21 protein-coding genes are annotated in these 26,271 nt (G+C 30.8%); 5 read left to right on the forward strand and 16 right to left on the reverse strand.

Translation table 11 applies throughout. The features are described from left to right. Positions 1-18 precede the first annotated feature (18 nt). The 13 genes from BUA99_RS08250 to BUA99_RS08310 form a co-directional block, all read right to left on the reverse strand. Entirely contained in the window at positions 19-1,500 is a 1,482-nt protein-coding gene (locus tag BUA99_RS08250) for a cellulose synthase family protein (RefSeq protein ID WP_072990698.1), read from the reverse strand. Between the two features lie 28 nt (positions 1,501-1,528). After that, positions 1,529-2,218 (reverse strand): glycosyltransferase family 2 protein, encoded by a 690-nt coding sequence (locus BUA99_RS08255; RefSeq protein ID WP_072990701.1) that lies wholly within the window; start codon positions 2,216-2,218, stop codon positions 1,529-1,531. Positions 2,219-2,228: 10 nt separating this feature from the next. Then, positions 2,229-2,618: a toxin-antitoxin system YwqK family antitoxin gene (locus BUA99_RS08260; protein WP_072990704.1), complete on the reverse strand. Its 390-nt coding sequence runs from the start codon at positions 2,616-2,618 to the stop codon at positions 2,229-2,231. A gap of 42 nt (positions 2,619-2,660) precedes the next feature. Next, positions 2,661-3,380 (reverse strand): DUF547 domain-containing protein, encoded by a 720-nt coding sequence (locus tag BUA99_RS08265; RefSeq protein WP_084673505.1) that lies wholly within the window; start codon positions 3,378-3,380, stop codon positions 2,661-2,663. 11 nt (positions 3,381-3,391) lie between these two features. After that, positions 3,392-4,987, reverse strand: a complete 1,596-nt coding sequence (locus BUA99_RS08270; RefSeq protein WP_072990707.1) for a 4Fe-4S binding protein — start codon at positions 4,985-4,987, stop codon at positions 3,392-3,394. 1 nt (position 4,988) lies between these two features. After that, a complete protein-coding gene (locus tag BUA99_RS08275) occupies positions 4,989-6,284 on the reverse strand; it encodes an NAD(P)/FAD-dependent oxidoreductase (RefSeq protein WP_072990710.1) in 1,296 nt (431 codons plus the stop codon). Positions 6,285-6,719: 435 nt separating this feature from the next. Continuing rightward, the gene (locus BUA99_RS08280; protein WP_072990712.1) at positions 6,720-7,679 is read right to left on the reverse strand and encodes a fasciclin domain-containing protein; all 960 of its coding nucleotides are present in this window, start codon (positions 7,677-7,679) and stop codon (positions 6,720-6,722) included. 10 nt (positions 7,680-7,689) lie between these two features. Further along, positions 7,690-8,574, reverse strand: coding sequence for a hypothetical protein (locus BUA99_RS08285; protein WP_072990715.1), 885 nt, complete (start codon positions 8,572-8,574; stop codon positions 7,690-7,692). 147 nt (positions 8,575-8,721) lie between these two features. Continuing rightward, complete coding sequence (locus tag BUA99_RS08290; RefSeq protein ID WP_072990718.1) at positions 8,722-9,444, reverse strand: TIGR04283 family arsenosugar biosynthesis glycosyltransferase; 723 nt, start codon at positions 9,442-9,444, stop codon at positions 8,722-8,724. After that, entirely contained in the window at positions 9,437-10,192 is a 756-nt protein-coding gene (locus tag BUA99_RS08295; protein WP_072990720.1) for a DUF547 domain-containing protein, read from the reverse strand. The genes BUA99_RS08290 and BUA99_RS08295 overlap by 8 nt, the downstream gene beginning before the upstream one ends. A gap of 54 nt (positions 10,193-10,246) precedes the next feature. Next, positions 10,247-11,116 (reverse strand): sterol desaturase family protein, encoded by an 870-nt coding sequence (locus BUA99_RS08300; protein WP_072990723.1) that lies wholly within the window; start codon positions 11,114-11,116, stop codon positions 10,247-10,249. A gap of 36 nt (positions 11,117-11,152) precedes the next feature. Beyond that, on the reverse strand, positions 11,153-11,758 hold the full coding sequence (locus tag BUA99_RS08305; protein ID WP_072990726.1) for a TIGR04282 family arsenosugar biosynthesis glycosyltransferase: 606 nt from the start codon (positions 11,756-11,758) through the stop codon (positions 11,153-11,155). After that, positions 11,748-12,242: a rhodanese-like domain-containing protein gene (locus BUA99_RS08310; RefSeq protein ID WP_072991440.1), complete on the reverse strand. Its 495-nt coding sequence runs from the start codon at positions 12,240-12,242 to the stop codon at positions 11,748-11,750. The genes BUA99_RS08305 and BUA99_RS08310 overlap by 11 nt, the downstream gene beginning before the upstream one ends. A gap of 238 nt (positions 12,243-12,480) precedes the next feature. On the opposite strand from BUA99_RS08310, the gene BUA99_RS08315 reads away from it, so the two are divergent. Beyond that, positions 12,481-12,957, forward strand: coding sequence for a hypothetical protein (locus tag BUA99_RS08315; RefSeq protein WP_072990729.1), 477 nt, complete (start codon positions 12,481-12,483; stop codon positions 12,955-12,957). A gap of 77 nt (positions 12,958-13,034) precedes the next feature. On the opposite strand, the gene BUA99_RS08320 is transcribed toward BUA99_RS08315, so the two are convergent. Next, positions 13,035-14,501 (reverse strand): glycoside hydrolase family 130 protein, encoded by a 1,467-nt coding sequence (locus tag BUA99_RS08320; protein ID WP_072990732.1) that lies wholly within the window; start codon positions 14,499-14,501, stop codon positions 13,035-13,037. Between the two features lie 965 nt (positions 14,502-15,466). Between BUA99_RS08320 and BUA99_RS08325 the strand changes: the two genes are divergently transcribed. The 3 genes from BUA99_RS08325 to BUA99_RS08335 all read left to right on the forward strand — a co-directional run bounded on the left by BUA99_RS08325 (position 15,467) and on the right by BUA99_RS08335 (position 22,334). Beyond that, positions 15,467-15,901: a response regulator gene (locus tag BUA99_RS08325; protein WP_072990736.1), complete on the forward strand. Its 435-nt coding sequence runs from the start codon at positions 15,467-15,469 to the stop codon at positions 15,899-15,901. A gap of 11 nt (positions 15,902-15,912) precedes the next feature. Next, the gene (locus BUA99_RS08330; RefSeq protein WP_084673506.1) at positions 15,913-19,884 is read left to right on the forward strand and encodes a PAS domain S-box protein; all 3,972 of its coding nucleotides are present in this window, start codon (positions 15,913-15,915) and stop codon (positions 19,882-19,884) included. Positions 19,885-20,600: 716 nt separating this feature from the next. Then, on the forward strand, positions 20,601-22,334 hold the full coding sequence (locus tag BUA99_RS08335) for an FAD/NAD(P)-binding protein (protein ID WP_072990740.1): 1,734 nt from the start codon (positions 20,601-20,603) through the stop codon (positions 22,332-22,334). A 4-nt stretch (positions 22,335-22,338) separates the two neighbouring features. On the opposite strand, the gene BUA99_RS08340 is transcribed toward BUA99_RS08335, so the two are convergent. Beyond that, a complete protein-coding gene (locus tag BUA99_RS08340) occupies positions 22,339-22,857 on the reverse strand; it encodes a GNAT family N-acetyltransferase (RefSeq protein ID WP_072990743.1) in 519 nt (172 codons plus the stop codon). Positions 22,858-23,141: 284 nt separating this feature from the next. On the opposite strand from BUA99_RS08340, the gene BUA99_RS08345 reads away from it, so the two are divergent. Further along, entirely contained in the window at positions 23,142-24,050 is a 909-nt protein-coding gene (locus BUA99_RS08345) for an SH3 domain-containing protein (RefSeq protein ID WP_072990745.1), read from the forward strand. 188 nt (positions 24,051-24,238) lie between these two features. Here the strand turns inward: BUA99_RS08345 and BUA99_RS08350 are convergent, their stop codons facing one another. After that, entirely contained in the window at positions 24,239-25,663 is a 1,425-nt protein-coding gene (locus tag BUA99_RS08350; RefSeq protein ID WP_143151733.1) for a hypothetical protein, read from the reverse strand. Between the last annotated feature and the right edge of the window lie 608 nt (positions 25,664-26,271).

Here is a 26,271-nt window from a genome sequence, read left to right on the forward strand (position 1 = left end):
TATTTGAATTCACAAAACTCATCTATTTGTTTGCACTGATTTTACAAATACAAAAGTAAAACCAAGGAATAACATTAAATGTAATGCAAGTAAACTATAATCTTTTAAGATAAATGCGCTGTAAATAGCAAACAAAAAATAAATAACTAGTGTTCCTTCAACAAAAATATTTTTTGAAATAGTCTTTGTTAAGTAAGTATTTTGCTTCCATTTTTCTTTAAGTCCTTCAATATTAAGTTTTGGAGTTCTAACAAATTCACTTTTTTTACCCCATAAACCTTCTAGGACGGCTACGGTATTATGGAATGAGAACCCCATTGCAATAGTATAGAATGTCATGAATAAGGAAATATATTTTAAAAAATTTTTAAAACCACCACCATGAATACTTTTGTAGGTTGTCCAATAGCTGATAAAAAATAGAATAGATGTAATGATAAAAAATATTAATATGTCAAATACTTTTTCAAATACAGGAAACTGATTTTTTATATAAAGCATTGGTACACTTAGCATAGCCATTGTAAAAATCGCTAAAAACATGGTACTATTTAATAAATGTAAAATGCCGTGTGCTTTAGTCTTAAATCCAATAGATTTTGACTCAATTACTCTACTTGCATTCTTACTAAAATTTTCAGCTCCTCCTTTATTCCATCTAAATTGTTGCGAACGAGCAGCACTTATTATTGCTGGAAGTTCCGCAGGTGTAACAACATTTTCTAAGTACTTAAACTCCCATTTCTTTAGTTGTGCTCTATAGCTTAAATCGAGATCCTCAGTTAGTGTATCGCTTTCCCAATTACCAGCATCGATTATACATTCTTTCCTCCAAACGCCCGCCGTACCGTTAAAATTTATAAAATGTAATTTTGAATTTCTACCAACCTGTTCTAAAGTAAAGTGAGCATCTAATGCAAAGGCCTGAATTTTAGTTAATATTGAATAATCACGATTTAAATGTCCCCAGCGCGTTTGAACAACTCCGATTTTAGGATTTTTAAAATATGGTATTGTTTGATAAAGCCAATCTTTTTGTGGGACAAAATCAGCATCGAAAATAGCAATAAAATCACCTTTTGCAATTATCAAACCTTCTTTTAAGGCACCAGCTTTGTATCCTTTTCTATCGCTTCTTTTAATATGTTTTATGTCAATTCCTGTCTCGGCAATTTTTGATATTAGAGCTGCAGTTTCTATAATGCTATCGTCTGTGCTGTCGTCTAAAACTTGTATTTCTAAAAGTGTTCTTGGATAATCTATTTTAGAAATTGTATTCAATAATCTCTTAATTACGTATTTTTCATTGTAAATAGGAAGCTGGATAGTTACATAAGGAATATCTTTTTGTATGGATAGATCAAATTTTATAGATTGATCCTCAATCTTTTTACTCTTTAAATAATTTAAAAGCAAATTGAATTGGGCTAAACTATAAAAAAATAATAGAAAGATTGCGATGCTGTATAATATTACAACAAAATAAGAAAGTAGTAGCATGTTTTTATTTTACCAATTGCGGAGGACTTTATTTAATTGTATACTTAAAAATCCATCCTATTATTTTTACTCCTGCCATAATTGTTCCTTTGACAGTACCTGAAACTTTTGAAATACCTATTCTATTTTTATAACGAACAGGAATTTCTAGATAGGTCATTTTTTGCTTCAAAACTTTAAGTTGCATTTCAACTGTCCAACCGTACGTTTTGTCTTCCATTTTTAACGCTACTAATTTAGAATATTTTATAGCCCTAAATGGACCTAAATCAGTGTAAGTAGCATTAAAAAAGAGTTTCATTAGGGATGTAGCCAACCAATTTCCAAAAATTTGCTGAGTGGTCATTGAATATTTTTCACGCAATTTCCTTACTCTTGCGCCTATAACAAAATCAATATTATTCTCTATGATGGGAGTGGTAAGTTTAATCAATTCTTCAGGATAATCTGAATAATCACCATCAAGAAAAACTACTATTTCAGGTTTAATGACTTGTTTTGAAATGTAATCAAGACCTTTCAAGCAGGCATATCCGTAACCCATTTTGTTTTCTGTAAGAACGGTAGCCCCAGCTTTTTGCGCTACTGCTACTGTATTATCAGTGGAATTATTACTAATTACAATAATTTCAGAGACAAAACTTGGGATTTCACTTATGACATTCCCTATCGCTTTTTCTTCATTATAAGCGGGAATAATTACTTTAATTATATTCATTATCTGTTTATCAAGGATTGTCCCTCTGATAACTAGAGATCGAATTCCATTCATTCATTTTTATTCCTGCGTTATATCTAGCAGCTTTTACTATTTTTCCATTCGCATAAAAAATGCAAAGTCCTTCAGGTAGATTATTTCTATATTCAATTTTTTTTTGGATTTTACCTATATTATTATAGATTAACCACCATTTTGCTTTTTTATCGTCTAAATAATGACCTTCTTCTTTTTTTATGCCATTTCCGTAATAATAAAACCAATAGTCTACTTTTTTATTATCAGACATCCATCCTTCTGATTTTAAATTTCCGTTATCATAAAAATTTTTAAAATAGGTTTTTTGACCAGAAACTGGCAAAACATAAAAGAAAATTAATATGAAAATAGTTTTAATCATTTTTTATTTTTAAGTATAGCAGAGGTCTATTGTTTTTAAATATTATTTTTGATTTAATGACCAGTCAAAATCGTACGTTTTTACGGTCAGGGTATTATCGATCTTTTTTTCTAAGAATAAGTTTATAAAATCAATTTCATTAAAATAATTGACTGCAAAATCTTTTTTATACCATTCAAATATTTTAGGCAAATGAATTAGATTAATGCTCTTTTTAACTATAAAGTAGTCCTTAGAATTTATCACTAATTTAGCTTGATTTTTAATTTGATCATCAATTGTAGATGGAATGTAGGCTGTATTTAGTAAAGGAGCTCCACCATTTGCACCGCTAGACAATGTGAAATGGACTGCAGGATCAAAGAATAAATCTCTTAAAATGACATTTTCAATATCATCAAGCGTTAAATCTTGATTACCTACAACGAAACTACTACCTTTAAAAAAACCTGGAATTTTTTCTACTGAGGCAATAGGGTAAACATCAATCACACCCTTTATAACTTGCAGATTATAAACATTAATCCAAAAAGCTTTTGCAACTTTTTTATCGCTAAACTTAGTATCTAGTTTTGCTGTATTGCTTAAAATATAAATTAGTTCACCTGGACTTTTTTTGATTGTTGCGTAATCTACTTTACCTTCTTCAGTTACGTTTTTCTTTAAAAACTCAGTTGTTTGCTCAAAAAATTGCTCAATTGTTTGAGCTTGGGAAAATAAGGGTAATGCCAAAAAACAAAGTGCCAAAATAATTTTTTTCATTTTAAAAATTTCTATTTATTGTTAGTGATTAAATCTAGTAAATCAATATTATTTCCTAACAAAATTTCGTTAGAATTTATCCGACCAGATGGCGAGTCATTTTCTAATTTTAACACTCCACGCGGGCAAACCGCTGAACAAATGCCACAACCCACACATGAAGAACGTACAATGTTTTCTCCTTTTTGAGCATAGCTTCGAACATCAATTCCCATTTCACAATAGGTAGAACAATTTCCGCAGGAAATACATTGTCCGCCATTTGTAGTAATTCTAAATCTTGAAAATAAACGTTGTTGTAATCCTAATATTGCAGCCATTGGACATCCAAAACGGCACCAAACTCGGTTACCTAAAATAGGATAAAATCCAACTCCCACTACGCCACTAAATGCAGCTCCAATAGCAAAACCGTACCATTCTCGTAATGAATTGCTGTCTATGAACAGAATGTTTTGTTGTCCAGAAAAATAATTTAGCAGCAAAGATATAATAATTATAGCGACCAATGAAAGCATCGTATAAGTGGCATCAGTATCTAGATCTTTTCTTTTAAAAATATACAAAACACTTGTAAATATGGTAAGGAAAATAACGATACCCCAGATAAACTGACCTTTAGTGATAAAACTCATTTCAGGATTATTAGATAAAAAGGTAAATAGCACTGCTATTGTCATAACAAATGAAAACACCAAAACGCTGTGAATCATCCATCGCTCAATTTTCCATGATATAGTGGATTTACTTGAAAGATGTCTAAAGCTATCACCAGCAGTTTCTGCTAGACCACCGCAACCACAAACCCAAGAACAGTACCATCTCTTTCCATAAAAATAGGTTAGGATAGGAGATATTATGAAAATCATTGCAACGCCAAAGATTAACATAAACATTCCTAAATTCCCACCTTCAAACATGTTTTTTAAATGCCAATCGTTGAAAAAATAGTAATTAAGTGGCCACATATTTTTTAAATCTTTGGCAAAATAAGCTTTTTCTGGATTTAGTTTTTCTAATATTTCTGGAATTAAAAAAGCAAAACCTAATTGAAAAAACATCACTGATATGGTACGTACTAATTGATATTTGTTGTTTTTATATTTTAAAATAAATTTATAACCTAAACCTAGGATGGCTACAGTATATAATGTACCGTAAACAAACCATTGAGTAGCTGCCTTCCCATTCATAACAAAACTTAAAGGATCAAAGAATCCTACAATTCCGGTATTATTTCCTCCAGCTTCGTTAAGTCCTAAATATTGTGGATACCAATATAAAACAACGTAAAAAGAGGTAAGTAAAATTCCTGTCATCCAAGCCCAACTACCTCTGTTAGTAAAGTTCTTGTGCCAAACTCCATTGTTTTTTATTCCTGCAGGTTGATGCAAATAGGTTCTATTAGCATATGTTATTACACCTGTGAAAATCGCAATTATTGAAATAGTGAGCCAAATTTCTTTACTGGGAAAAGCAACATTAAAAAGTGCTAATGCCATAATGAACAAACCCAGTATTCCTAGTGCAACACTTATTTTTTGAATACCATCCATCTGCATGTTTTCATGAGAAGCAATCGATATATTTTTAGCTGATTTATTCATATTATACAGTTTTTAAACTATCGAATTGGTTATAAAATTGTTTCTTAATTTCTTTGTTATGTGAAGTAAAAAGTTCCGGATCAAAATTAGCTTTTACTAAATTTTCAATTACATAATCTACTGTTTGCTTCTTTGTCAAAATCATGTCAAAAAATTCATGACGCATTCTTATCCCAAAAGTATTTATGCCTAAAAAAGTGCGATTATTTTTATCGAACGAAATTCGTATTGCTTTTTTACCGCAATTATGCTCCCAGTAAAACTGTTCTTCATTTAATCTTGGCTTAGCCCAAACCCATCCGTAAGTTTGATATTCTATGTCTAAAAACTTAGCAGAATTGAACCAGTTTCCTGGGTTATATTTTGTGGGCATTCCTATTAATGTTTGCGCTAGCGATTCACCCATCATCCTGCCGGTATACCATACAGCCTCCACTGCAGTTCTGTGTCCAATAGCATCACGTTGTTCAGCACAATCACCAATTGCATAGATGTTTTTGATATTTGTCTCTAAAAAACGATTAACTTTTACACCTTTTCCTAGTTCTATTCCCGAATTGTGCAAAAAGTCAATATTGGGCGAGACACCAGCTGTTAAACCTACTATTTCACAATCTATTATTTCTCCTTTATCGGTTAAAATTCCTTTTGCATTTCCCTCCTCATCTGAAAGAATTTCAACTAAACTAGTATCTAATCTCAAATCAATGTTGTGTTCTAGTATATGACGATTTATCATTTGGCTTTCACCAAAAGGCAATACACCACCCCAAAAAGTTTTTTCGCGAACAAGAAAAGTTACCTGAATATCACGAGCTCGGAGCATTTCAGCTAATTCAATACCAATTAAACCTCCTCCAATAATAACTGCTCGATTTGCGTTTTTGGCCCATTTTTCTAGAGATTCTAAATCTTTTTTATGATACAATCCAGTCACACCATTCAGTTTTTCGCCTGGCCATCCATATTTATTAGGTATTGATCCTGTGGCTAGTACTAATTTATCATATGTAATTTTTTCATCGGATGATAAAATAATTTCTTTTGAAGATGGAACAACTTTAATAACTAAGCCTTGCTTTAAATCTATTTTGTTTTTTTTCCAAAAATCGTTTTCATATGGTTGTGTATGTTTAAATTTCATGTGTCCCATAAACACATACATTAGTGCCGTTCTTGAAAAGAAAAATTCATTTTCATTAGATACAATTGTAATCTTCGACTCAGATTTTTTTCTGATATGAAGTGCGAGCGTAACCCCTGCAATCCCATTTCCAATGATTACAATATGTTCCATAGTTAATTTATTTTTTATTAATCTTACACTAAAAATCAATTAGATTTTTAGACTTAAATATATTTTTTAAAATGAAATTATTAATTATTTTTATTTCATCATGCGTCATATAATACACCTAGAAAAAAAACTACATTTTGTTTTTTACTATTTAATACTTAGCGGTCTTTTCCCTAGCGCAAATATAGTTTTTAGTTAAAAAGTCAATACAGAAAATAGTATAAATTTTTAGATCTTTTAAAACGGATTTTAAAACTGTGATTATTATAGCAATGCTTACTGAAAGTAAAGCATTTATCTATCAGTTTTAAACGATCTAGTTTATTAATGATAGATAAATACTTAGTAACTATAACTTAAGATTTAAGCAGTAGTAATTTTTTAAAATAAAACAGCTATAATTGAATTTTTATAGCTGTTTTGTTTATTTACCTTTTATGGAATTAAAACTTGGTCAATAACGTGTACTATTCCATTACTACATTGAATATCTGGAATAACCATATTCGCCGGTTTTGTAATTCCACCACTTTTAATTGTAAAAGTACCGTTTAAAAATGGGCTGTAAGTTAATGATCCACCACCTGCTGTTACAACAGTTGTACTAGTTTGTTCTGACGTAAATTTACCTCCTGCAATTGCATGATTTAACAAAACTTGTGCTAAAACTTCTGCTGGAGCATTACTGACGTCTTGTACAGTTTTAAAGCCTGCCAATTTAAATGCAGCATCTGTTGGTGCATAGATAGTAAAATTAGCATTTGGATCCGCTAAAACTGGTGCTAAACCAGACTTCACAACCGCTGCAACTAAGAATGTAAGTTCTGGAGCTTTAAATACTTTAGCAGTTTGTAACAATATTGCTGATTGTACAATGTCTACTCCAGTAGCAATCATTACCTTATCTATAGCGTGAACCGTTCCATTGCTGGCGTTAACATTTGTCAAGATAATTTTTGAACCATTTATGTATAAATCGTTACCTCTGCTAATAAAACGTCTGTTTGGTCCTAAAGCAGACTTTGATGTACCACCATTCGAAATTTGACTAGCTAATAAATCGCCATTAGAAACATGATAAAGAAGCGTATTGGTCAAAAATCCATTTTGTAAACCGCCTAAAGTTCCTGTGTTAATTAAACCTAGTCTTGCAAATGCATCGTTTGTAGGTGCAAAAACAGTGTAATGTCCAGACGGATCATTAGGATTGCTATTACTAAGAACTCCAACAACTCCACCTTGTACTGCTGCTCCTTCAAGAGTACTAAAATTTGGGTTAGCTACTGCAATACCAGCAATACTTGGCGTTTCATCTTTATATTCTGAATCACAAGAAACTATAGTTAGCATTAAAGCTGCTGCGAAAAAAGCGTTTTTTATTGTTATATTTTTCATTTTATTTTTTTTAAAATTTGTAAACTAAACCACCGTAATAACCTGTCGAATTACCAATATTTCTACCAGCGACTAATGTGCTTGCTCCCACAGAAACTCCTAATTCTTTGTAAATAGGCGTGTATAAATTTAAACCTATCTTTGTGTAATTTACTTTTGTGATAGGAAAAAAACCTGTGAAGCCTGGACCAAAAATATCTACTCCGCCAGTTGATTTTTGATTAGCGATGAAAGCATCTCCGTAGAATGATTTAGCAGCGAAGCCAATTTTAAGTTCCGTTGCATATGAGTTAGGAACGTTATTTGAAGCATAATTTCCTGCAAGCTGAGCTGATGCAAAAATTCCTGAATTCGTTTTATACATTGCCATACCAGTTGTACTTACTGTTGTACTCCTATTTCCAATGGCAATAATAGACTGAAATCCTTCTTCTACTTTGTAATTACCAAGGGGTGTTTTTAACCCTAAGGCTCCAATCAAACGTAATGAGGAAGAACCAAAATCAAAATAAAAGGGACTATATTTTATAAAAACAGATGCATCTTGGAAACCTTTTCTTTCGTTTTGTAAATCTAGGTTCATTAATACTTCTGGAGTCGCATTACCTTTTGCAGTAACGTATGGCAGTACTAAAACCACGTCAACTTGATTGCTTATTCCGTAAGTTGCGTATATCGAAGTGCTTGTGATTTTTGTTTCATTAAAAACAGGAACACCTTGTACTTTTTCTGGAATAAAATAGACCTCATCGTACTTTTCTGAACTGAAGGAAAGTGAAACATTTCCTTTACCTTTTCCTTGCATAAATCCACTAATTGGACTTTGAGAATGAGCTGTGTTAACATATCCAAATGTTGTTACAGCTAGAATGAATAGTAATTGTTTTTTAATCATGATATTAAAATGTTTTTGTTTGTTATAAATTGATTTACGAAAAAAGATTAGATATGGTTTTAAGTAAATGAAAAATATTTATAATAAATATTTAAATATATGATTTACAGGTATTTATGATAATAAAAAATAATTGAAGCGACTATGTTAACCTACAGATTGAGAATCAATGTGGCCACATGCGATATGTTTTGTATAGTATTTAAGGAGACTTTCAGGTGAATGTCCTAATTTTCGTTTCATATGTATGATAAAAAAATGATATTGTAAGCGCCATACCCCATTTTCTCTATATCGGCGTGCAGATGTAACAATATAGTCATTAAGTACTATAAAGCGCTTTTTAGTATAAAGTCTTGTAATGATTTCATTATCTTCGTAAACTAAGAAATTTTCATCAAAGCCTCCTATTTCAATAAATAATTCATTCGTGATAAATAGCGACTGATCACCGCCACGACAGAAACTATTATTGAATCGTGTAAACCATTGTGAGAATCGTAAAACTGGATGAGGATCATCAAAGATCATTCTAAAACAACCAGCAAGATTTCCTTCTGCAACTTTATCAATGATTGTTTGATCAAAATTTCGTGGCGGCAAACTATCACAATGTAAAAAATAAAGAATAGCAGATGAAGCTATTATTGCGCCGGCATTCATCTGTGTAGCTCTTCCTCTGGATGATTCTATGAGCTTAACTGTAGGTGAAGTTGTAATGACTTCTTTACAGCCGTCAATACTTCCTCCATCCACAATTATTATTTCAAAAGATCTTTTATCAAATGCATTATTTTCTAGATGAGCTAATAATGAATTGATATTGTTTATTTCATTAAGAATAGGAATTATTACTGATAATTTAGTCATTCAAACTCCAGTTGTAATCCTTGTACGTTAATTTTGCTCTTGCATTTATTTTAGTTGAGGAATATCTATTTAGAAATTCAATGACAGAGCCATCCTTTTTAAAATCACCTCCAAACCAATCAAATATTTTGGAAATTTCAATTTTATTTGCAGTAATACTATTTTTTGATTTATCGTTAACAAAACTTTTAGAAATCGCGGTTAATTGCTGCTCTAATTTTGCTTCTGTATAAGCACTATTAAGTAAATTAGGACAAGAAAACGAAGCACAGTTGATCGCAAAATGAATGCGAGGTTCATCCATTTTACGCAATATTTCATGCTCTATTTCTTCTAAACTATATTTTTTATTAGCTAGAGAAATAAATTTTTTCCCCCAAGGATTACTGATGTCTTTAATACTTTTTAAAGGCATGTTGTCTAAAATTAATTTTACTGTAAAAGCATTATATGCATTAATCCAGTAAGCAAGTGTGGCATTTTTTGACCAAGATTTATTTGGTACTTTAAGTGATAATTCCTCAAGGTAGGATTGTAATTCTTTACTATCTTTTTGAAAAGCTTTGTAATTAACTGTTCCATCCTTAGAAACATTTTTTTGTAATAGAGTGTTCCATCTATTATGGGTAATGTTGTCGTCAACCGTATTTTCTATTGTACATGGAGTAGGATCAACTTTTATACTCTCTTTATTTTTTCCTTGAGAAATTATTGGTAAGAGAATAAGAATTATTAAGTATTTTTTCATGATGCTATTTTATTTTAAGTTTTTAGTAAATTCAAGTGTATTAATCTATTGTTCTTATTTTAGTGGAAAGAGTTCTTGCTTCACAAAGTCCTCTGGAAATTTATCATCATCATTAAAACCAAGCTCAATATCTCTTCCGTCACTTGGAATATAATTAGTTCTGAATATATAATCCCAAATGCTTAATGAAATTCCAAAATTGACGCCGTTTTTATTGGGGATTTTTTTGCTGTGGTGCCAAATATGCATTTTAGGATTATTAAAGATATATTTTAAAAAACCGTAATCCCAACCAATATTAGCATGATTTAAATGTCCAATTGCTATTGATATAAAATGTATAATAAAAACATCTTTAAGATTCACACCGCCTATCAAAATTATTGGAATGTAAAGTAGTACTTTGTAAACTAGAGGTTCCATCCAATTGTATCTAAAATGAGCAGCAAAACCCATCTCCTTGACACTGTGATGCGTTTTATGAATTTTCCATAAAAAAGGTATAGTATGCAAAAGACGGTGCACGTTCCATTGAATAAAGTCGCTGACAATAAAAAACAAGAATAATGCAATAGCTTGCGGAAATTTTGATATTGAAAATAACTGTATCGAGGTCAATTCAAGTCCAAAAAACAGCAAGAAATCATTGATAATTTGTTCAGTAATGTTAGATAATGCAATGACAAGAATAAGGTTTAGGAAGAAAAAATTAAAAAATAAATAAAATAAATCCAACCAAAAATCTTTTCTAAAAACAGCTTGATTTTTTCTCCAGGGGAATATAATTTCGAGTAGCCAAACTCCGAGAGAAATAGCAATTAATCCATAGAAATAGTTATCCCAATTCCAATAAAAAATTTCATTTTTTAGATAATTAAAGTAGCCACTATAAGAATTTAATATTATATCGATGTATTTTTCCATTTTTTTAAATCTTTACTTAGTTGATAAGTAATTGGTTTATAGTTCTAATTTTGTGCAGTCATATGAACTTCGTATTAAATCGTCAAAAGTGTCGATATCATTTAAAGTTTGTAAAATAGCTACTTTGCTGTTTTCTAGATCTTTTATCGTCGCTTTAAAAACGGTTTCAGTCCCCCATTTTTTATTTTTAAAAACATCATTATTTTTATTCTTTAGGCCTAATAAATAATAACCTCCATCTTCAGCGGGTCCAATTACGGCATCATTCGAGTTTAATTTTTCAAAAGCATTCTCTATAATTATTTCTGTTAATTCGAATAAGTCACTACCCACAATAATACAATATTTATAACCCAGATCAAAAAGAGAGTCAAATGCGTTTTGCATTCGTTGGCCTAAATCGCCCTCGCTTTGTAATTTTTTTTGATAAGCTAAGTCTGACCATAAATCCTCTTTAAGTACTGTACGATCATAAAAGACAAATTTATCGCAATTTATATTTTGAGTTGCATTCCTCGTATGAAGGAGTAAATCATTGTAAACAGTCAAAGCATTTTCATCACCTATTGATTTTGCAAGCCTTGTTTTTACTTTACCTATTTCAGGATTTCGTGTAAAAATAAGTAAAGCACTATTTTTCATAAACTTTTATTCCTTTTATTAAATAAGCACTCCATAATTTATTATAGGTATGTACGCTATCGGTAACCTTGTTTTGAACATTTACAACATTACCGCCTGAATTTTTATACTCAAAAATCCCGCCATATAAATTGAAAACATTTTTATAACCTAATTTTTGTAATCGTTCACCTATTTTTTCACTTCTTACGCCAATGGAGCAGTAAACAATTAGTGTTGTTTTCTTATTTTTGATTTTGCTGGTTACATTTTTAGATTTAAAATGATCGAAACCTACAGGAATAGAGCCATAAATATGACTTACTTTAAATTCTTTTGGTTCTCTCGCATCTAAGAAAACTAGATTTTTTTTCTCGGATAGCTCCTTTACATATATATAGGGGACAGTTCTATTATTTAGTTTCTCTAGCACTTTGGGGATACTACTTTGAGCGTTAATTGTTATTGAAAAAACACAAATAATAAAATAGAGGTAGAGACGCATGTTATTTTTTTTTAAAGATATATACTTTATCAGATGTTTAAAAGTTTTTTTTCTTTCTTGGATTATTTTAATTCTTTTTGAGTGAACACCTAAATTCATTTACGTAAAAAAGTTAAAATTAGATCTAAAGATTCATGCTATTTTTAAAATTTTAAGTAGAATCAGTGGTTATGAACGTTTTTTCTTTGTAAATTAGCTCAGATAATTATAAAAAGATATATTAACGAATCAAAACATTATGAAAAATGGTACCCTTTTTTCCTTTCTGTTAATCAGCATTGTATTTATTGGATGTAAGAATAAAGAAAGTGAAAAAATTAATAAAGTTGAAGAACCTAAGGAGGTAGTAAGTGTTACCTGTTACAAGGCAATTTATGAAAAAGACACATTAAACCTTAAAATTAATATTTTTAAAGATGGTGAAGTAAAAGGTGATATGGTAATGGCAATTGACAATATGCCAATAAAAACAGGTGAAATTGTAGGTGAATTTAAGGGTGATACCTTGTTTGCAAGTTATACTTTTATACAAGGTGATTATAAAGAAAAAACTTTAAAAAATCCAATGGCATTTTTAAAACGTGACAATCAATTGATTTTAGGGAACGGACAAATACAAGTAACAATGGGAGCCTCGCACTTTGTAAAAGGAGAACCTATTGATTTTGATCGTGTAAAATATAAGTTTGATCCTGTAGATTGTGAAACAAAATAATAAAAAAAGGAGAAAGTAATTTCTCCTTTTTTTATCACCGGTTTTTTATTTTTTATTAATTGCTTTTAGATTATATTTTAAATGCTTCTTTTTAATGCATATATTAAATCTACTAAATCAACAACACCATAAGTTGACGAATAATCAGAAACTGCATAGGGTAAAATTAAGCTGTTATTATGAATTATTGAACCGCAGGAATATACAACATTCGGCACATAGCCCTCTCGCTCATCCTCTTGGGGAGAAAGTAAAGGCTCTTTCAATCGGCCTATCTCCTTTGTAGGGTCATCAAGATCAAATAATGAAGCACCTATACAATAGCGTCTCATTGCTCCAACTCCATGCGTAATTACAAGCCAACCGTCGGATGTCCAAAGTGGCGATCCACAATTTCCAATTTGTGTGAATTCCCATGTATAACGCGGTTCTTGAAGAATCATCGGATGATTCCATTGTGTGGGTCTGTCAGAAAACATAATGTAATTATTCACACCATCAATCCTTGAAAGCATCGCATATTGACCTTTAATTTTACGGGGAAATAAGGCTAGATTTTTATTTTGTGCACCAACTCCGTGCAATGGCATCACTCTAAAAGTATAAAAATCTTCCGTTGAAATTAATTTTGGCAAAATTGCATGACCATTGTAAGCGGTATAGGTTGCCATAACCCGATCAGAGCCGTCGTCATCTATAAATCGTACAAAGCGTGCATCTTCAATACCGCGACTTTCCGATTCAGAAATAGGAAATATTACACGTTCAGTAATATCAGAATCGTGTTTGAATTCCAAATCATAAAATGAATCGGCTAACCAAATCACTTCTTCTAAAGCGGTTCTTCTTTCTTGTCGTATAGTGGAATCTGCAAGTGCGATATTAACTAAATCTTTTAAAACTACGTATTCAAATTCTTCAGGCAAATCGCGCATGATACACTCAATATATTTATAGGATGTATTCATTTCTTCTAACTTATTTAGAAAGCGCTGTTTGTTGTAAAAAACTTTATTTACAATTTCAGCTTTATCAATGTTTTTTCCTACATTCATTACACGTAAATCATTATTTTTATCTAAAATCCCTCTCCTAAATACAATTGATGATATGTGACCTTCACCAGTTGCACGAAAAGAAATGATAACTCTTTTTTCTCCCGATTCTAAATCTGATTGATCAAAATCTTCTACAATAGAAGGATTAAAAAAAGCAGCAGATTCAATAGAATATTCCATTGTACAATAAGAGCCTATTAGCATTTTTCTATCTTGTGATAAATCATCAAAATTGATTTGCATTTCTTCTATTAAACCCTTTATTTTTTTACAATGAGCAAAAAAGACTTTTGAAATATTTCTATGTCGTCTTGCAAATTCACGAAGTGTTTGCTCTAAGGTTTCGATAACTTGTTTATCACTTAAAAGCATAATTCTACTAATCATTGTTTTTGTTCGTTCGTTACCATTCATAAAATAACGAGTTACGACTCTCTTAGAATCGGGAGTAAATAGGATGTTTTTTCGAATAACGGGAACGCGCATAACTGTTGTATTTACAATGAGTAGAAGATTTCAGGTGTTGCAATTTGCAAATTGCGTTTTATATATTTGAATAAATAAACTTACTAATCAATTTTTTTCATCCTTCTTTATCATAAAAAACGATAGTTTGATTACTAACTGGATTGTTTGAAATCTATATTATTACTATTAAAAGCACTAAAACTATAACTGCTTTATTCAAATTTAAGAAGAAAAATAAAAATGTAGTGCCCAATTTAAATCTTATTTATTATCTGATGCTTAAAATTTGCCCTAACGTAACTATTTTTTTTCATTTTATTTTACTTGCGTATGTCATGAATATGACTTTATTTTCAAATCAAATCATATTCATAATTTTTAATTGACTACTAATAGTAATTTAATTAACGTATTCAAAAATAGTGTTTTAAGGCATTATCGTTCCTTCAAAAATATAATTGAGTGATAGAATACTATATAGCGTAAAAATAAGATGTTTATGAAAACAGTATAAAAGTTCATATATTCTATAACTCCATAAGAACATTCTCTTTTTCCAAAATCAGGTCAAACAATCGCTTAAAACTTATGTAAATATTTTTTACGTGTATAAATTTGAAGTTTAATAATCTCAATATTAGTACTTAATTTTCAAAGTAATAGTATTACTGTATTTTAATAGATTAATCAAACACTATTGATTGTCATTGATTTTAGAATGGATGCATTAATTAGTGAATTTTCTAAATCATTTGTACAAAAATGAAAGTAAAGTCAATTTTCCAAAAAGTTCAGCAAAATTTGAGGGTTTTTGAAATACTACTAAGCGATTTCAGGTAAACGAGAATCGGAAAAAAATACTGAATAGCGGTTTAAATAATTATTTTCATTATTTTTGAGTCAAACTAAAGTTTTATTGAAAATCAAAATGAATTTTCTGTTTCATTTTTACTATTATTTGAACTCTTTACTAAATAAAAAAAATGATCAATCTTTTGCTTGCTGATGATGATATAGATGACTGCCTCTTTTTTCAGGAAGCCCTTGACGAATTAACTATTTTAGCTAATCTTAATACTGTAAATGACGGTGTTCAATTAATGGAGCTTTTAAATAATCAGCCTTACAATTTACCCGATATATTATTTCTTGATTTGAACATGCCCCGAAAATCTGGGTTTGAATGTTTGACAGAGCTTAAACTTCATACAATTTTTAACGTAATTCCAGTTGTTATTTTTTCTACGTCCTTAGATCCTGAAGTAGTAAATAATTTATACAATAATGGTGCCCATTACTTTATTAGAAAGCCAGGTGATTTTAATATCTTGAAAAAAGTAATTCATGAAGCTACCATTAGGTTAGAACTAAATAAAGCGCAACGACCAGAGCGAATTAATTTTATTATACAATCTTAAAAAAAAATCTTTTGAGCACCATAAATAATACACATTACTTTTTGAGCGGTGGCGGCGAAATGGGAGAACTTATGCGTAATAAGGATTGGACTGAAACCCCACTGGGGCATCCTGACCATTGGCCGTCTAGTTTAAGAACAATGGTAACTGTTGTACTAAATAATCCATTTGGGATGTTTATTGCGTGGGGAAAAGAATATACACAAATTTACAATGACAGTTATCGTAATATTTTAGGAATGCTTAAGCATCCGCATGCATTAGGAGCTAGGGTAAATGAAAGTTTTCAAGAAATATGGGTAACAATTCAGCCGCTATTAGATGAAGCGATGAGTGGAAATGCTACTGGTTTATCCGATTTTAAATTAGCGCTAGATCGAAACGGTTCTATTGAAAATTGCTATTTTGATTTGGCTTACAGTCCAATCCGGATGGAAAATGGAAAAGTAGGTGGTGTTTTAATAACCGTAATAGAGACTACAACAAAAAGAGCTGCGGAAGAGGATTTAAGAGAAAGTGAACAGCGATTTAAAGCTATGGCTGATAATATCCCAAACTTGGCTTGGATGGCTCATGCAAACGGTGATTTATATTGGAGTAATAAAAAATGGTATGAATATTCTGGAACTACATTTGAAGAAATGCAAGGTCGAGGTTGGCAATCAGTATACAAAGAGGAAGATATTGCGGGAATATTAGAAGCGTGGAATAGATCATTACAAATTGGAATCCCTTTTGAAATGATCTATCCAATAAAAAGTGCTAGTGGTGAATTTCGTCATTTTTTAAGTCGGGCGCTACCAGTGAAAAATAGTAACGGTGAAATTGTAAATTGGTTTGGTACAAGTACTGACATTTCAGAACAAAAAGAAACTGAAAAGGCTCTTTTAGAAAGTAAGAATGAACTTGAGTTTGTAATAGAGGCGTCAAAATTAGGAACTTTTGATTATAATCCACAAACTAATAAATTTTCTACAAATGCTCGTCTTAATGATTGGTTTGGATTCACATCCAATGTAGAGATTGATTTAAGTGATGCAACGAGTGTAATTATTGAAAATGATAGAATTAAGGTTTATAATGCTATACAAAAGGCCTTAGATTACTCATCAGGTGGAAATTATGATATGGTATATAATATCATAAATCCCGTTTCAAAGCAAGAAATCACTTTGCATGCTAAAGGCAAAGTATTTTTTGATAAGAATAATGAAGCTTTCCGTCTAAATGGGACTGTTGAGGATATTACAGCGCAAACCATTGCACGAAAAAAACTAGAACAAAGTGAAAATAATTTACGATTAATGATTTTGCAAGCACCCATTGCTATATCAATTATGAGAGGTGCTGATTACATAATTGAGATTGCTAATAAGAACACGTTAGCTTTTTGGGGTAAAACAGAAGAAGAGGTTTTGAATAAATCTATTTTTGATGTGCTTCCTGAATTAAAATTGCAAGGAATTAAGGAGCTTTTGGATGATGTTTGTGCTACAGGAATACATTATGCAACCACTGAACTTCCCTTAATTTTAAATCGTTTTGGTAAAGAAGATATTGTTTATATGAATTTTTCTTATGAACCATTATTTGATGAAAACAGCGAGACTACCGGTATTATGAGTATTGGTTTTGACGTGACAGAACAAGTTTTAGCACGAAAGGAAATTGAAAAAAGTGAACAAAGTATTCGCTCTTTGCTAGAAAGTGCACCGTTTCCAATAGGAGTTTATACCGGTAAGGAAATGCGAATTACACTTGCCAATCAATCAATCATTGACGCTTGGGGTAAAAACACAAAAGTAATTGGGATGCTGTACAAAGATCTTATGCCTGAACTAGAAAGCCAAGATATTTATAGACAAATTAGTGATGTTTTTACTACTGGAGTTGCATTTCATGCAAAAAATCAGCGAGTAAATATTGTTCAAGACGGAGTTTTGAAACCTTTTTACTATAATTATAGTTTTACGCCATTACTAGATTCAGATGGCGAAATATATGGTGTAATGAACACCGCTGCGGACGTTACGGCACTTCACGAAGCAAAACAAAAAATTGAAGAGAGCGAAAAGCGCTTTAGAGATGCAGTGCATCAAGCGCCAGTAGCAATGGTCATTTTTAGAGGTAAGAACAATATTGTTGAAATGGTTAATGAACCTTATTTAGAATTAGTGAACAAGACTGAGGCTGAGTTTTTAGGGAAACCTTTATTTGAGTCGTTAGTAGAGGCAGAGAAGGCAGTAGGTTCCATAATTAAAAACATTTATGAAACAGAGCAACCTTTTTATGGTTACGAATTTCCTGTAACCTTGTTGCGCTATGGCAAAAAAGAAGTCGCCTATTTCAATTTTGTTTATCATCCCTTAAAGGAAGGAAATGAAGTTACAGGAATCATGGCAATAGCCACTGATGTTACGGCAAACTTTACTGCAAAACGTGCTTTAAAAGAAAATGAACAAAGACTAAATATCGTTATTGAAGCCAGTGAATTAGGAGTTTGGGAGCTAGATTTACTTACTAAAGAAACTAAAGTCTCTGATCGGGCACTTGAAATTTTAGGTTTAACAAAGCAACAAAAAGTAAATCCAGATCAATTAATAAGTAAAATGCATCCAGATGACTTACATATCAGGAAAGCCGCTTTTAAAACAGCTCTCAAAGTGGGTACTTTGCAATATGAAATTAGAACAATTGTTGATGATGTAATTCATTGGATTGAAGCTAAAGGCAAAGTATTCTATGATTTAGAAAATAAACCCGTACGCATAATAGGAACATTGCGAGATGTAAGTGAGGAAAAAATTATTCAGAATCAATTACTAGAACGAGAACAAAAATTTAGATTGTTAGCTGATTCAATGCCCCAAATTGTATGGACTGCAAATCCAGCAGGAGAACTAAATTATTTTAATCAAGCAGTATCTAACTACTCGGGACTTTCAAGAGACGAAATCATACATAGAGGATGGTCAGCAATTGTGCATGATGATGAACTCAAAGAAAACACTCATAAATGGTTAGAAGCGATTTCGACTGAAACAGATTTTCTAATTGAGCACCGCTTTCGCAAAAGTGACGGGACTTATCGCTGGCAGTTGAGCCGTGCAATTCCACAGCGGGATGAGGAAGAAAAAATTACGATGTGGGTGGGAACAAGTACTGATATTCAGGATCAAAAAATGTTTGCAAATGAATTAGAAAAACAAGTATCTCAGCGCACAAAAGAACTATTTACGAAAAACGAAGACCTTGAAAAATTAAATAAGGAATTACAGTCCTTCGCTTATATTTCTAGTCACGATCTACAAGAACCTCTGCGGAAAATACAAACATTTGCCACTCAAATAAAAGAGGTTGAAGCTGATAATTTGACTGAGAAAGGAAAAGATAAATTCCGACGAATGCAAAATGCCGCTAATCGAATGCAAACACTAATACAAGATTTGTTAGCTTATTCTCGAACAAGCGTGCAAGAACGAATATTTGAAAAAACAACACTTTCAACAATAGTTGAAGAGGTAAAGGAGGATTTAGAACAGGATTTAGTTGACAAGGATATAGCAATAACAATCATTAACGATTGTGCTGTAGAAGTTATTCCTTTTCAGTTCAGACAAATGCTTTTTAATTTAATTAGTAATTCACTAAAATTTACGAGAGAAAATAATATTCCAGTCATAACTATAGAATGTTTTAGCGCGACAGGCTCTGAATTAAAAAATAGTAAATTGAAACCAGATGAAAAATACTGCCATATTAAATTTAAAGATAACGGAATAGGATTCGAATCAGAATACAGTGAAAAAATATTTGAAGTTTTTCAGCGTTTACATGGTAAAGAGAAATTCGATGGAACAGGAATAGGTCTAGCGATTGTAAGAAGAATTGTAGATAATCATGATGGATTCATCACTGCTAGTGGAATCATAAATGAAGGAGCAACATTTGATATATACGTACCTATCTCAAAAACTAGGTAAAGACCACTAAAAAATTAATATATTGCTTAGAAATAGCATCCAAAAAATGCTTATAAACACTTTTAGAAGTGCACTTCTATTGATAAAAATCGCTTATTTGAAGATTTGTTCTGCGCGATTTACTTTTCAAGTTTGTTCAAAACAATCATAATCACCATCGTTTCTTAGGTGAGCACCCATACTTACACGTATCTTCTTAACATCTAACTCCTAAATCTTTACTGGACGTTTAGAAATTCCTGAACTAGGAATTGCACTTAAAAGTTTATCAGTGCTGCGAATTTACTAAATCAAGATTTTTTTAAACATCCTATGTCTTACTAATTTTAATCTTATTTCCATTTACAACGATGATTACGACGTAAAAAAAAATCTTTGAGGTTGATCCTAATTTCTGAGAAATTAGAAATTATTATTAAAGCAGATCAGATATTTTTTTGGAATATAAAAAATCAAATTCTTAGCGTTTAAAAGTATTTCAATGTTATAATAATCAGAATGAATTTTATAATTTTAAGATAAATTTATTCAGTTATTTTGTTTGGGAAGTGGTACTGTATTTTAAATGGTCGATCATTTGCAAACGTAAATGATGATTTTAAAATCAAACTCTTTTGATCTAACATTTTTTTTGCATTGTGTAAGAGATGTTACAAATAACCACAAATTGAAACATTCAAATTTTAAAGCACTTTAAATAAATCTCATTATTATAAATGAAAAGAAGAATTGCTATAATAGGTGGTGGACCAAGCGGACTGTTCCTATATAAAAGGTTAGTTGAGGCAGGCGATACTAATATCGAAATTGAAATTTTTGAAAGCGGTACAACACTTGGATCTGGAATGCCTTATAGTAGTGCGGGTGCGAATAATGAGCATATTACAAATGTCTCAGATAATGAAACGCCTGATTTAGTTATTTCTATTAGCAAATGGTTGCATACAGTTCCAATTGAATTACTACAACGTTTTGATGTTGATCTTACTAAATTTAATGAATACAAAGTCGTACCAAGATTACTCTTTGGATATTATTTATCCGCTCAATTTGAAATGCTCTTACAAAAAGCTAAAAATATAGCAATCAATACTGAAGTTCATTTTAAAAGCAAAGTTTTAGATATTCACTATGATTTAGAAAATGAATCGGTATGGATTTATACTAAAAACAATAAAGTTAAATTTGATGAGGTGGTGATTTGTACCGGACATTTCTGGCCATCGCGCTTAGAGGGTAAATACAAAGGATGTTTTGATTCACCTTATCCGCCAAAAAAATTACAATTAGAGCTGGATCATGCTGTAGCGATTAAAGGTGCTTCATTGACAGCTATTGATGCAGTGCGAACTTTAGCTAGAAAAAATGGGGTTTTTGCCAAAGATTCCTGCGGAAATATTACTTATAAATTAAATGAGCAAAGCCAAAATTTTAAGTTGATTATGCATTCTAGAGGTGGATTTCTGCCGGCAGTTCGTTTCCATTTGGACGATTCGCATTTATCAAATAGTTCTTTATTAACAGCTGCACAAATAATAGAACATCGAAAAACTAACGATGGATTTTTATCTTTGGACTATCTTTTTCAAAAAGATTTTAAAGATATTTTTATAAAAAAAGATCCTGATTTTTATCAAAAAATTAAACACTTGTCAATTGAAGAATTTGTGGATGAAATGATGGAATTAAGATTACGTTTAGATCCTTTTCTATTGTTAAAAGCAGAATATGCAGAAGCAGAAAAATCGATAAAAAGACACGAATCAGTGTACTGGAAAGAAATGCTTGCCGTACTCAGTTTTGCAATGAATCATCCCGCAAAACATTTTTCGGCTGAAGATATGCAACGACTTCAAAAAGTGTTAATGCCATTGATTTCAATTATAATTGCATTTGTCCCACAAAAATCATGTGTCGAATTAATGGCGCTTCACGATGCTGGAATACTTTCGTTAATTTCGGTTGGTCAAGATAGCTATATAGAACCGCAAAAAGACGGGATTATTTATCATTTTACTGACGAAGATGGAGTTTCTCATTCAGACTACCATAAAACTTTTATCGATTGTGTTGGACAACCGCATTTATCTTTCGATGACTTTCCTTTTGAAAGTTTAAAAAAACAAAAAATCATTAGTCCTGCACAATTACGATTTCACAACCCTGATACAGGTGCGAAAGGAATTATAGATGGAAGCTCAGAAATAGAAAGCGATAATCAAGGAAATTATTTCCTAAAAGTTTCGGGAATTAGCATCAATGATAATTTTCAAATTCTTGATAAATATGGTGCGTATAACGAGCATATTTACATTATGGCTATTCCTTACATTGGCGGTTTTAATCCTGATTATTCTGGACTTGATTTTTGTGAAGCTACTTCGTTAAAAATCGTAAAAAGTATTTTTCAAAGAGATTTTACAGTAGATAAACATAGTGCTACTGAATGAATTCTTATCGATTAAATTTTATTTCCTTCTCTAAAACGATAAATTCTAATGGAATATTTGATATTGGTATGTGAATATCGCCAACTGGGAAAGGCTCGCGTGCACCAGTATCGTGATATCCATTGCGCTTGTACCATGAAATAAGTTCCTCTCTTACTGAGATCACAGTCATTATAATTTTTGATAATCCTTTTTCAGCTGCAAAAAGCTCTGCTTGTTGTAGTAATTTCTTTCCAGTACCGGAATTTTGTAATTCGGGAGAAACAGTTAACATTCCTAAATAAAGTTGTTGCTGTTTTTCAATCAACAAAACGCAACCAATTAAGAAATCCTTTTCTGTATATTTTAAGAGTGTGTTTTTAGAAGTATAAATAATTTGTTCTAATTCTTGTTCGGTAGTACGTGACCCTTCTAGTAGATTTGCTTCTGTTGTCCATCCTTTTTTAGAAGTATCTCCCCGATAGGCGGAGTTAATAAGTGAGTTTAGAGCGGGAACGTCTGCCAATATTGCTTTTGAAATCATGAAAAATGAATGTTTTACTTTCTTGCAATGCAAAGGTAGAGAAAGATGTCAATGATGTACTTTTTCTTGCCTGCATTTTCTTGTTGAATTAATAATAAAATCTTAAAATTTTTGCTTTTTTAATTTTAAAAATTTGTATAGCAAATTTCAATAACTTATTGTAAATGAAATAATTAATTTTTTTTATCTAATTTTTTTATAAAAATACTAGTTTTTTGTAATGTGTTCTCGTTTGTTTTTTAGTAATTTGGCTTTATATAATTTCGATGTTAAATTAGATCCTTATGAAATATAGAGTAGCAGCTTTGTCCGCAGATCTTACAGATTTGCCGCCGACGATGAATAATTCTACAATTTTAACTAAAATCCCATTTAGGCATACCGTTAAATTAATTGAGAAAACAGAATCCAATTTGTGGAAAGTTAAACTTTTAAATACCGATAAAGAGGGATACGTGGCTGCTGATGATTTAGAACCTTTTGATTCAAATTTGTTAAAACAGTCTGATATTGAAATTCCTAATTTTGAAGCAACTTCATTATCAAGCTTAAATTCTAAAATTGAAACCTACAAGCCCATTGGTGATTCCTCAATTCCTTTTAGAGATCTAAGTAGTGTTGCGTCAAAACTAAAGTCAATAGAGAAAATAATTGAAATTTTAAATGTTTCAAAAAGCTATAGATACGAGAAAGATGAATCTGATACGTATTGCAATGTTTATGCCTTTGATTACTGTTTCTTTAACAGAGTGTATATTCCAAGATTGAGATGGACCGATAAAGCACTTGTCGAATTAGAGAAGGGAAATGAAGTTTCACTTATTTTTAACGACACAGTGAGGCCATTTTACACTAATTATCTTTATGATTGGTTTGTAGAGTCGTCTAGTGAATTTGGTTGGCAAAAAGTTAGTGATGTAGATACATTGCAAAAAATGGTTAATGAGAATGGTGGAATAGGAATTATTTCTGCTAAACGTTTTATAATTCATAAATCTGGTCATATTGTTGTGGTGGTACCAGAAACGGAGGACCATAAAGCCTTTCGTAAAAATGGCAAAGTAATTTATCCATTACAATCACAAGCCGGTTATGACAATTATAATTATTTTGCAGAAGAACGGAAAGATTGGTGGGCAAATCAAGATCCTGAAAAGGGATATTCATCCGCTATTTTTTATTACCACGATTAGATTTAAATTATTTTTCTTTGAAAAAAAGTCACTCTTAGTTAATTAAATTAAAAACTGTAGACAACATTTTAATTCTTAACTTCCGCTCCTTAAGCTAACATTATATCTAAAAAATAGAATCAAAATTATAAAAAAAGACTTCCTAAAAATAGTCATCTAGGAAGTCTTTTTTTATTTACTATTTGGTATTACGCTAGAATTACATCTTTCTTGATTAGTAATGAACTGCAAAAACCATTTTCATAGTAGGTATCATGAAAAGTGAGATAGATTTGATTGTATATTTCAATTGGATCATTAGATTCGATTTCAATATGTAAAATCTTTTCTAAAATTTCAATGTAATCTTGAGGTACAATTGTTTCTTTACCGTGAACAATGGATTCAAAAGTAAAGTTGTTCCATTCTAAATTACAAATTGGATTATCAACTTCGATCATCAAAGCATGATCCATGATGAAAACAAGAAATTGCAAAACTTCTTTCAAATGCGATTCTTCAAAATAATCAAACATTCTAAATTCAATACCGTGATTTTTATGTTTGTGAAAATTGATATCTAGACCAATTTTATCAATTTGTTCGTAATCTGATATTTTTGAATAACGATTAACCCACCATAATGGATTTTCGTGCATAGGATGCGCTGTAAAATCCATTTGAACTATCTTTCCTGTTTTCATTACATCAGTATCATAAGTACCAATACCAATATATCGTGACATTGCACAACGCTGCGAAGCTTTGGTTAAGTTTACTGTGCTGTCTTGGTGCGATAAATAATCAGATGAACCAAATTTTATCATAAACAATGGACTCAACCATTGAAACAATCGAATCGTACGCTGGTGCTTTTGTATAAAATCTAGTTTATCTTTAATCTCACCTTTAGTATTTAACTCTGTTGGAATCGTTAAATTAAAGTGATACGTCATGTTATTAAAAACAGAATAGTGGTCATTATTAGATACAAAAATTGCAAACGGATGATTTGTAGAACAAATTTTTAGTTTACCAAATTCAGTAAATATATCCTCTTCTTCCATCGCTTTTTGCAGATTAGAGGTAAATTCATTTTTAATTATAGCCAATTCTCCAATGACAGAATCAACATCTTTTTTATAAAAATCTTGAGTTACAAATTCTATGGTGTCACCATCAAAAATGAATTTCTTTTGAAGTTGATCTATAAAATATCTATTGTTTTTTTGTAATTTATCAAATATACTCTCTCCTGAATAGGCTGGATTAGGTTCTTTATCAATCGCATCTAATGTTTCATGCACATTATGCACATCTGTTTTTGTAAATGAATGTGAATTCATTAAAACAGGAATATGATAATCATGATCTAATAAAATTTTCTGTAGAGAATTTTCGAATACATTTTCCTTATAATTCTTAAAATGATTGACACTGTACTTTTCGTGAAGTCCTTTTGTCAATAAAAATTGTTTGTCTACAACACGGGTTTTTTCAAATTCCAAATAACACTCATTTTCGATACCAACTCCCCAGTAAAAATCATTCGATTTATACTGATTGATATACTGTTTGTGTTTGTCTAATAATTCAATTTCAAAACTAACATCATTCATGCTATGATTCGTCATACAATTTTTTCTCCTTCTTTTTAATAAATTAAGTTGATATGGGAAGCTACTTTATCAGGTAGTTTTTCTTAAAGTAAAACTGCTATTTTTAAACTTATTTTGTACATAAATTTATAAAACTAGCTTTACCTAAAGATTTGTTTTTTTGTGTGAGATAAGTCGCTTTTTTAAATCATTCGAGGAATGAAAAAATTGACCTATTTAGTTTTGCAAAAGTAGTTATAAATTACCTCTAAATCAATGCTGATAAATAATTTATTTTTTTAACCAGTTTTCAAATTTAGTTTTCACGTAAATTTTTAATTTTGAAAGGTTTAGCTTGATTTTTTCTAAGTTAAAAACTTTTATTGTAAATCATCTATTTTCTATTTTTCAAGGAGCAAATAACAATAGTTTCTCAAGAAAATTGGTCGTGCTATTCGCTATATCTTTATACTTGAAACCCAAATATAAAGGATGCCGCTACTATCAAGGCTAAATAACATGTTGTTTATCTTAAAACAACTCTTAAAAAAAAATGAAAATCAAGATGAATATATTAGCAAGCTATTACATTAAGATTTTATAATTGTAAGAATATGTTTTTTGTTTAGTAGACATTGCAGCAA

It is taken from the genome of Flavobacterium segetis, from assembly GCF_900129575.1.
Taxonomy (GTDB): Bacteria; Bacteroidota; Bacteroidia; order Flavobacteriales; family Flavobacteriaceae; genus Flavobacterium; species Flavobacterium segetis.

Coding starts and splice junctions, on each gene's coding strand:
- BUA99_RS08250 (WP_072990698.1), bottom strand. CDS start 1,500: ATGCTACTACTTTCTTATTTTGTTGTAATATTATACAGCATCGCAATC.
- BUA99_RS08255 (WP_072990701.1), bottom strand. CDS start 2,218: ATGAATATAATTAAAGTAATTATTCCCGCTTATAATGAAGAAAAAGCG.
- BUA99_RS08260 (WP_072990704.1), bottom strand. CDS start 2,618: ATGATTAAAACTATTTTCATATTAATTTTCTTTTATGTTTTGCCAGTT.
- BUA99_RS08265 (WP_084673505.1), bottom strand. CDS start 3,380: ATGAAAAAAATTATTTTGGCACTTTGTTTTTTGGCATTACCCTTATTT.
- BUA99_RS08270 (WP_072990707.1), bottom strand. CDS start 4,987: ATGAATAAATCAGCTAAAAATATATCGATTGCTTCTCATGAAAACATG.
- BUA99_RS08275 (WP_072990710.1), bottom strand. CDS start 6,284: ATGGAACATATTGTAATCATTGGAAATGGGATTGCAGGGGTTACGCTC.
- BUA99_RS08280 (WP_072990712.1), bottom strand. CDS start 7,679: ATGAAAAATATAACAATAAAAAACGCTTTTTTCGCAGCAGCTTTAATG.
- BUA99_RS08285 (WP_072990715.1), bottom strand. CDS start 8,574: ATGATTAAAAAACAATTACTATTCATTCTAGCTGTAACAACATTTGGA.
- BUA99_RS08290 (WP_072990718.1), bottom strand. CDS start 9,444: ATGACTAAATTATCAGTAATAATTCCTATTCTTAATGAAATAAACAAT.
- BUA99_RS08295 (WP_072990720.1), bottom strand. CDS start 10,192: ATGAAAAAATACTTAATAATTCTTATTCTCTTACCAATAATTTCTCAA.
- BUA99_RS08300 (WP_072990723.1), bottom strand. CDS start 11,116: ATGGAAAAATACATCGATATAATATTAAATTCTTATAGTGGCTACTTT.
- BUA99_RS08305 (WP_072990726.1), bottom strand. CDS start 11,758: ATGAAAAATAGTGCTTTACTTATTTTTACACGAAATCCTGAAATAGGT.
- BUA99_RS08310 (WP_072991440.1), bottom strand. CDS start 12,242: ATGCGTCTCTACCTCTATTTTATTATTTGTGTTTTTTCAATAACAATT.
- BUA99_RS08315 (WP_072990729.1), top strand. CDS start 12,481: ATGAAAAATGGTACCCTTTTTTCCTTTCTGTTAATCAGCATTGTATTT.
- BUA99_RS08320 (WP_072990732.1), bottom strand. CDS start 14,501: ATGCGCGTTCCCGTTATTCGAAAAAACATCCTATTTACTCCCGATTCT.
- BUA99_RS08325 (WP_072990736.1), top strand. CDS start 15,467: ATGATCAATCTTTTGCTTGCTGATGATGATATAGATGACTGCCTCTTT.
- BUA99_RS08335 (WP_072990740.1), top strand. CDS start 20,601: ATGAAAAGAAGAATTGCTATAATAGGTGGTGGACCAAGCGGACTGTTC.
- BUA99_RS08340 (WP_072990743.1), bottom strand. CDS start 22,857: ATGATTTCAAAAGCAATATTGGCAGACGTTCCCGCTCTAAACTCACTT.
- BUA99_RS08345 (WP_072990745.1), top strand. CDS start 23,142: ATGAAATATAGAGTAGCAGCTTTGTCCGCAGATCTTACAGATTTGCCG.
- BUA99_RS08350 (WP_143151733.1), bottom strand. CDS start 25,663: ATGACGAATCATAGCATGAATGATGTTAGTTTTGAAATTGAATTATTA.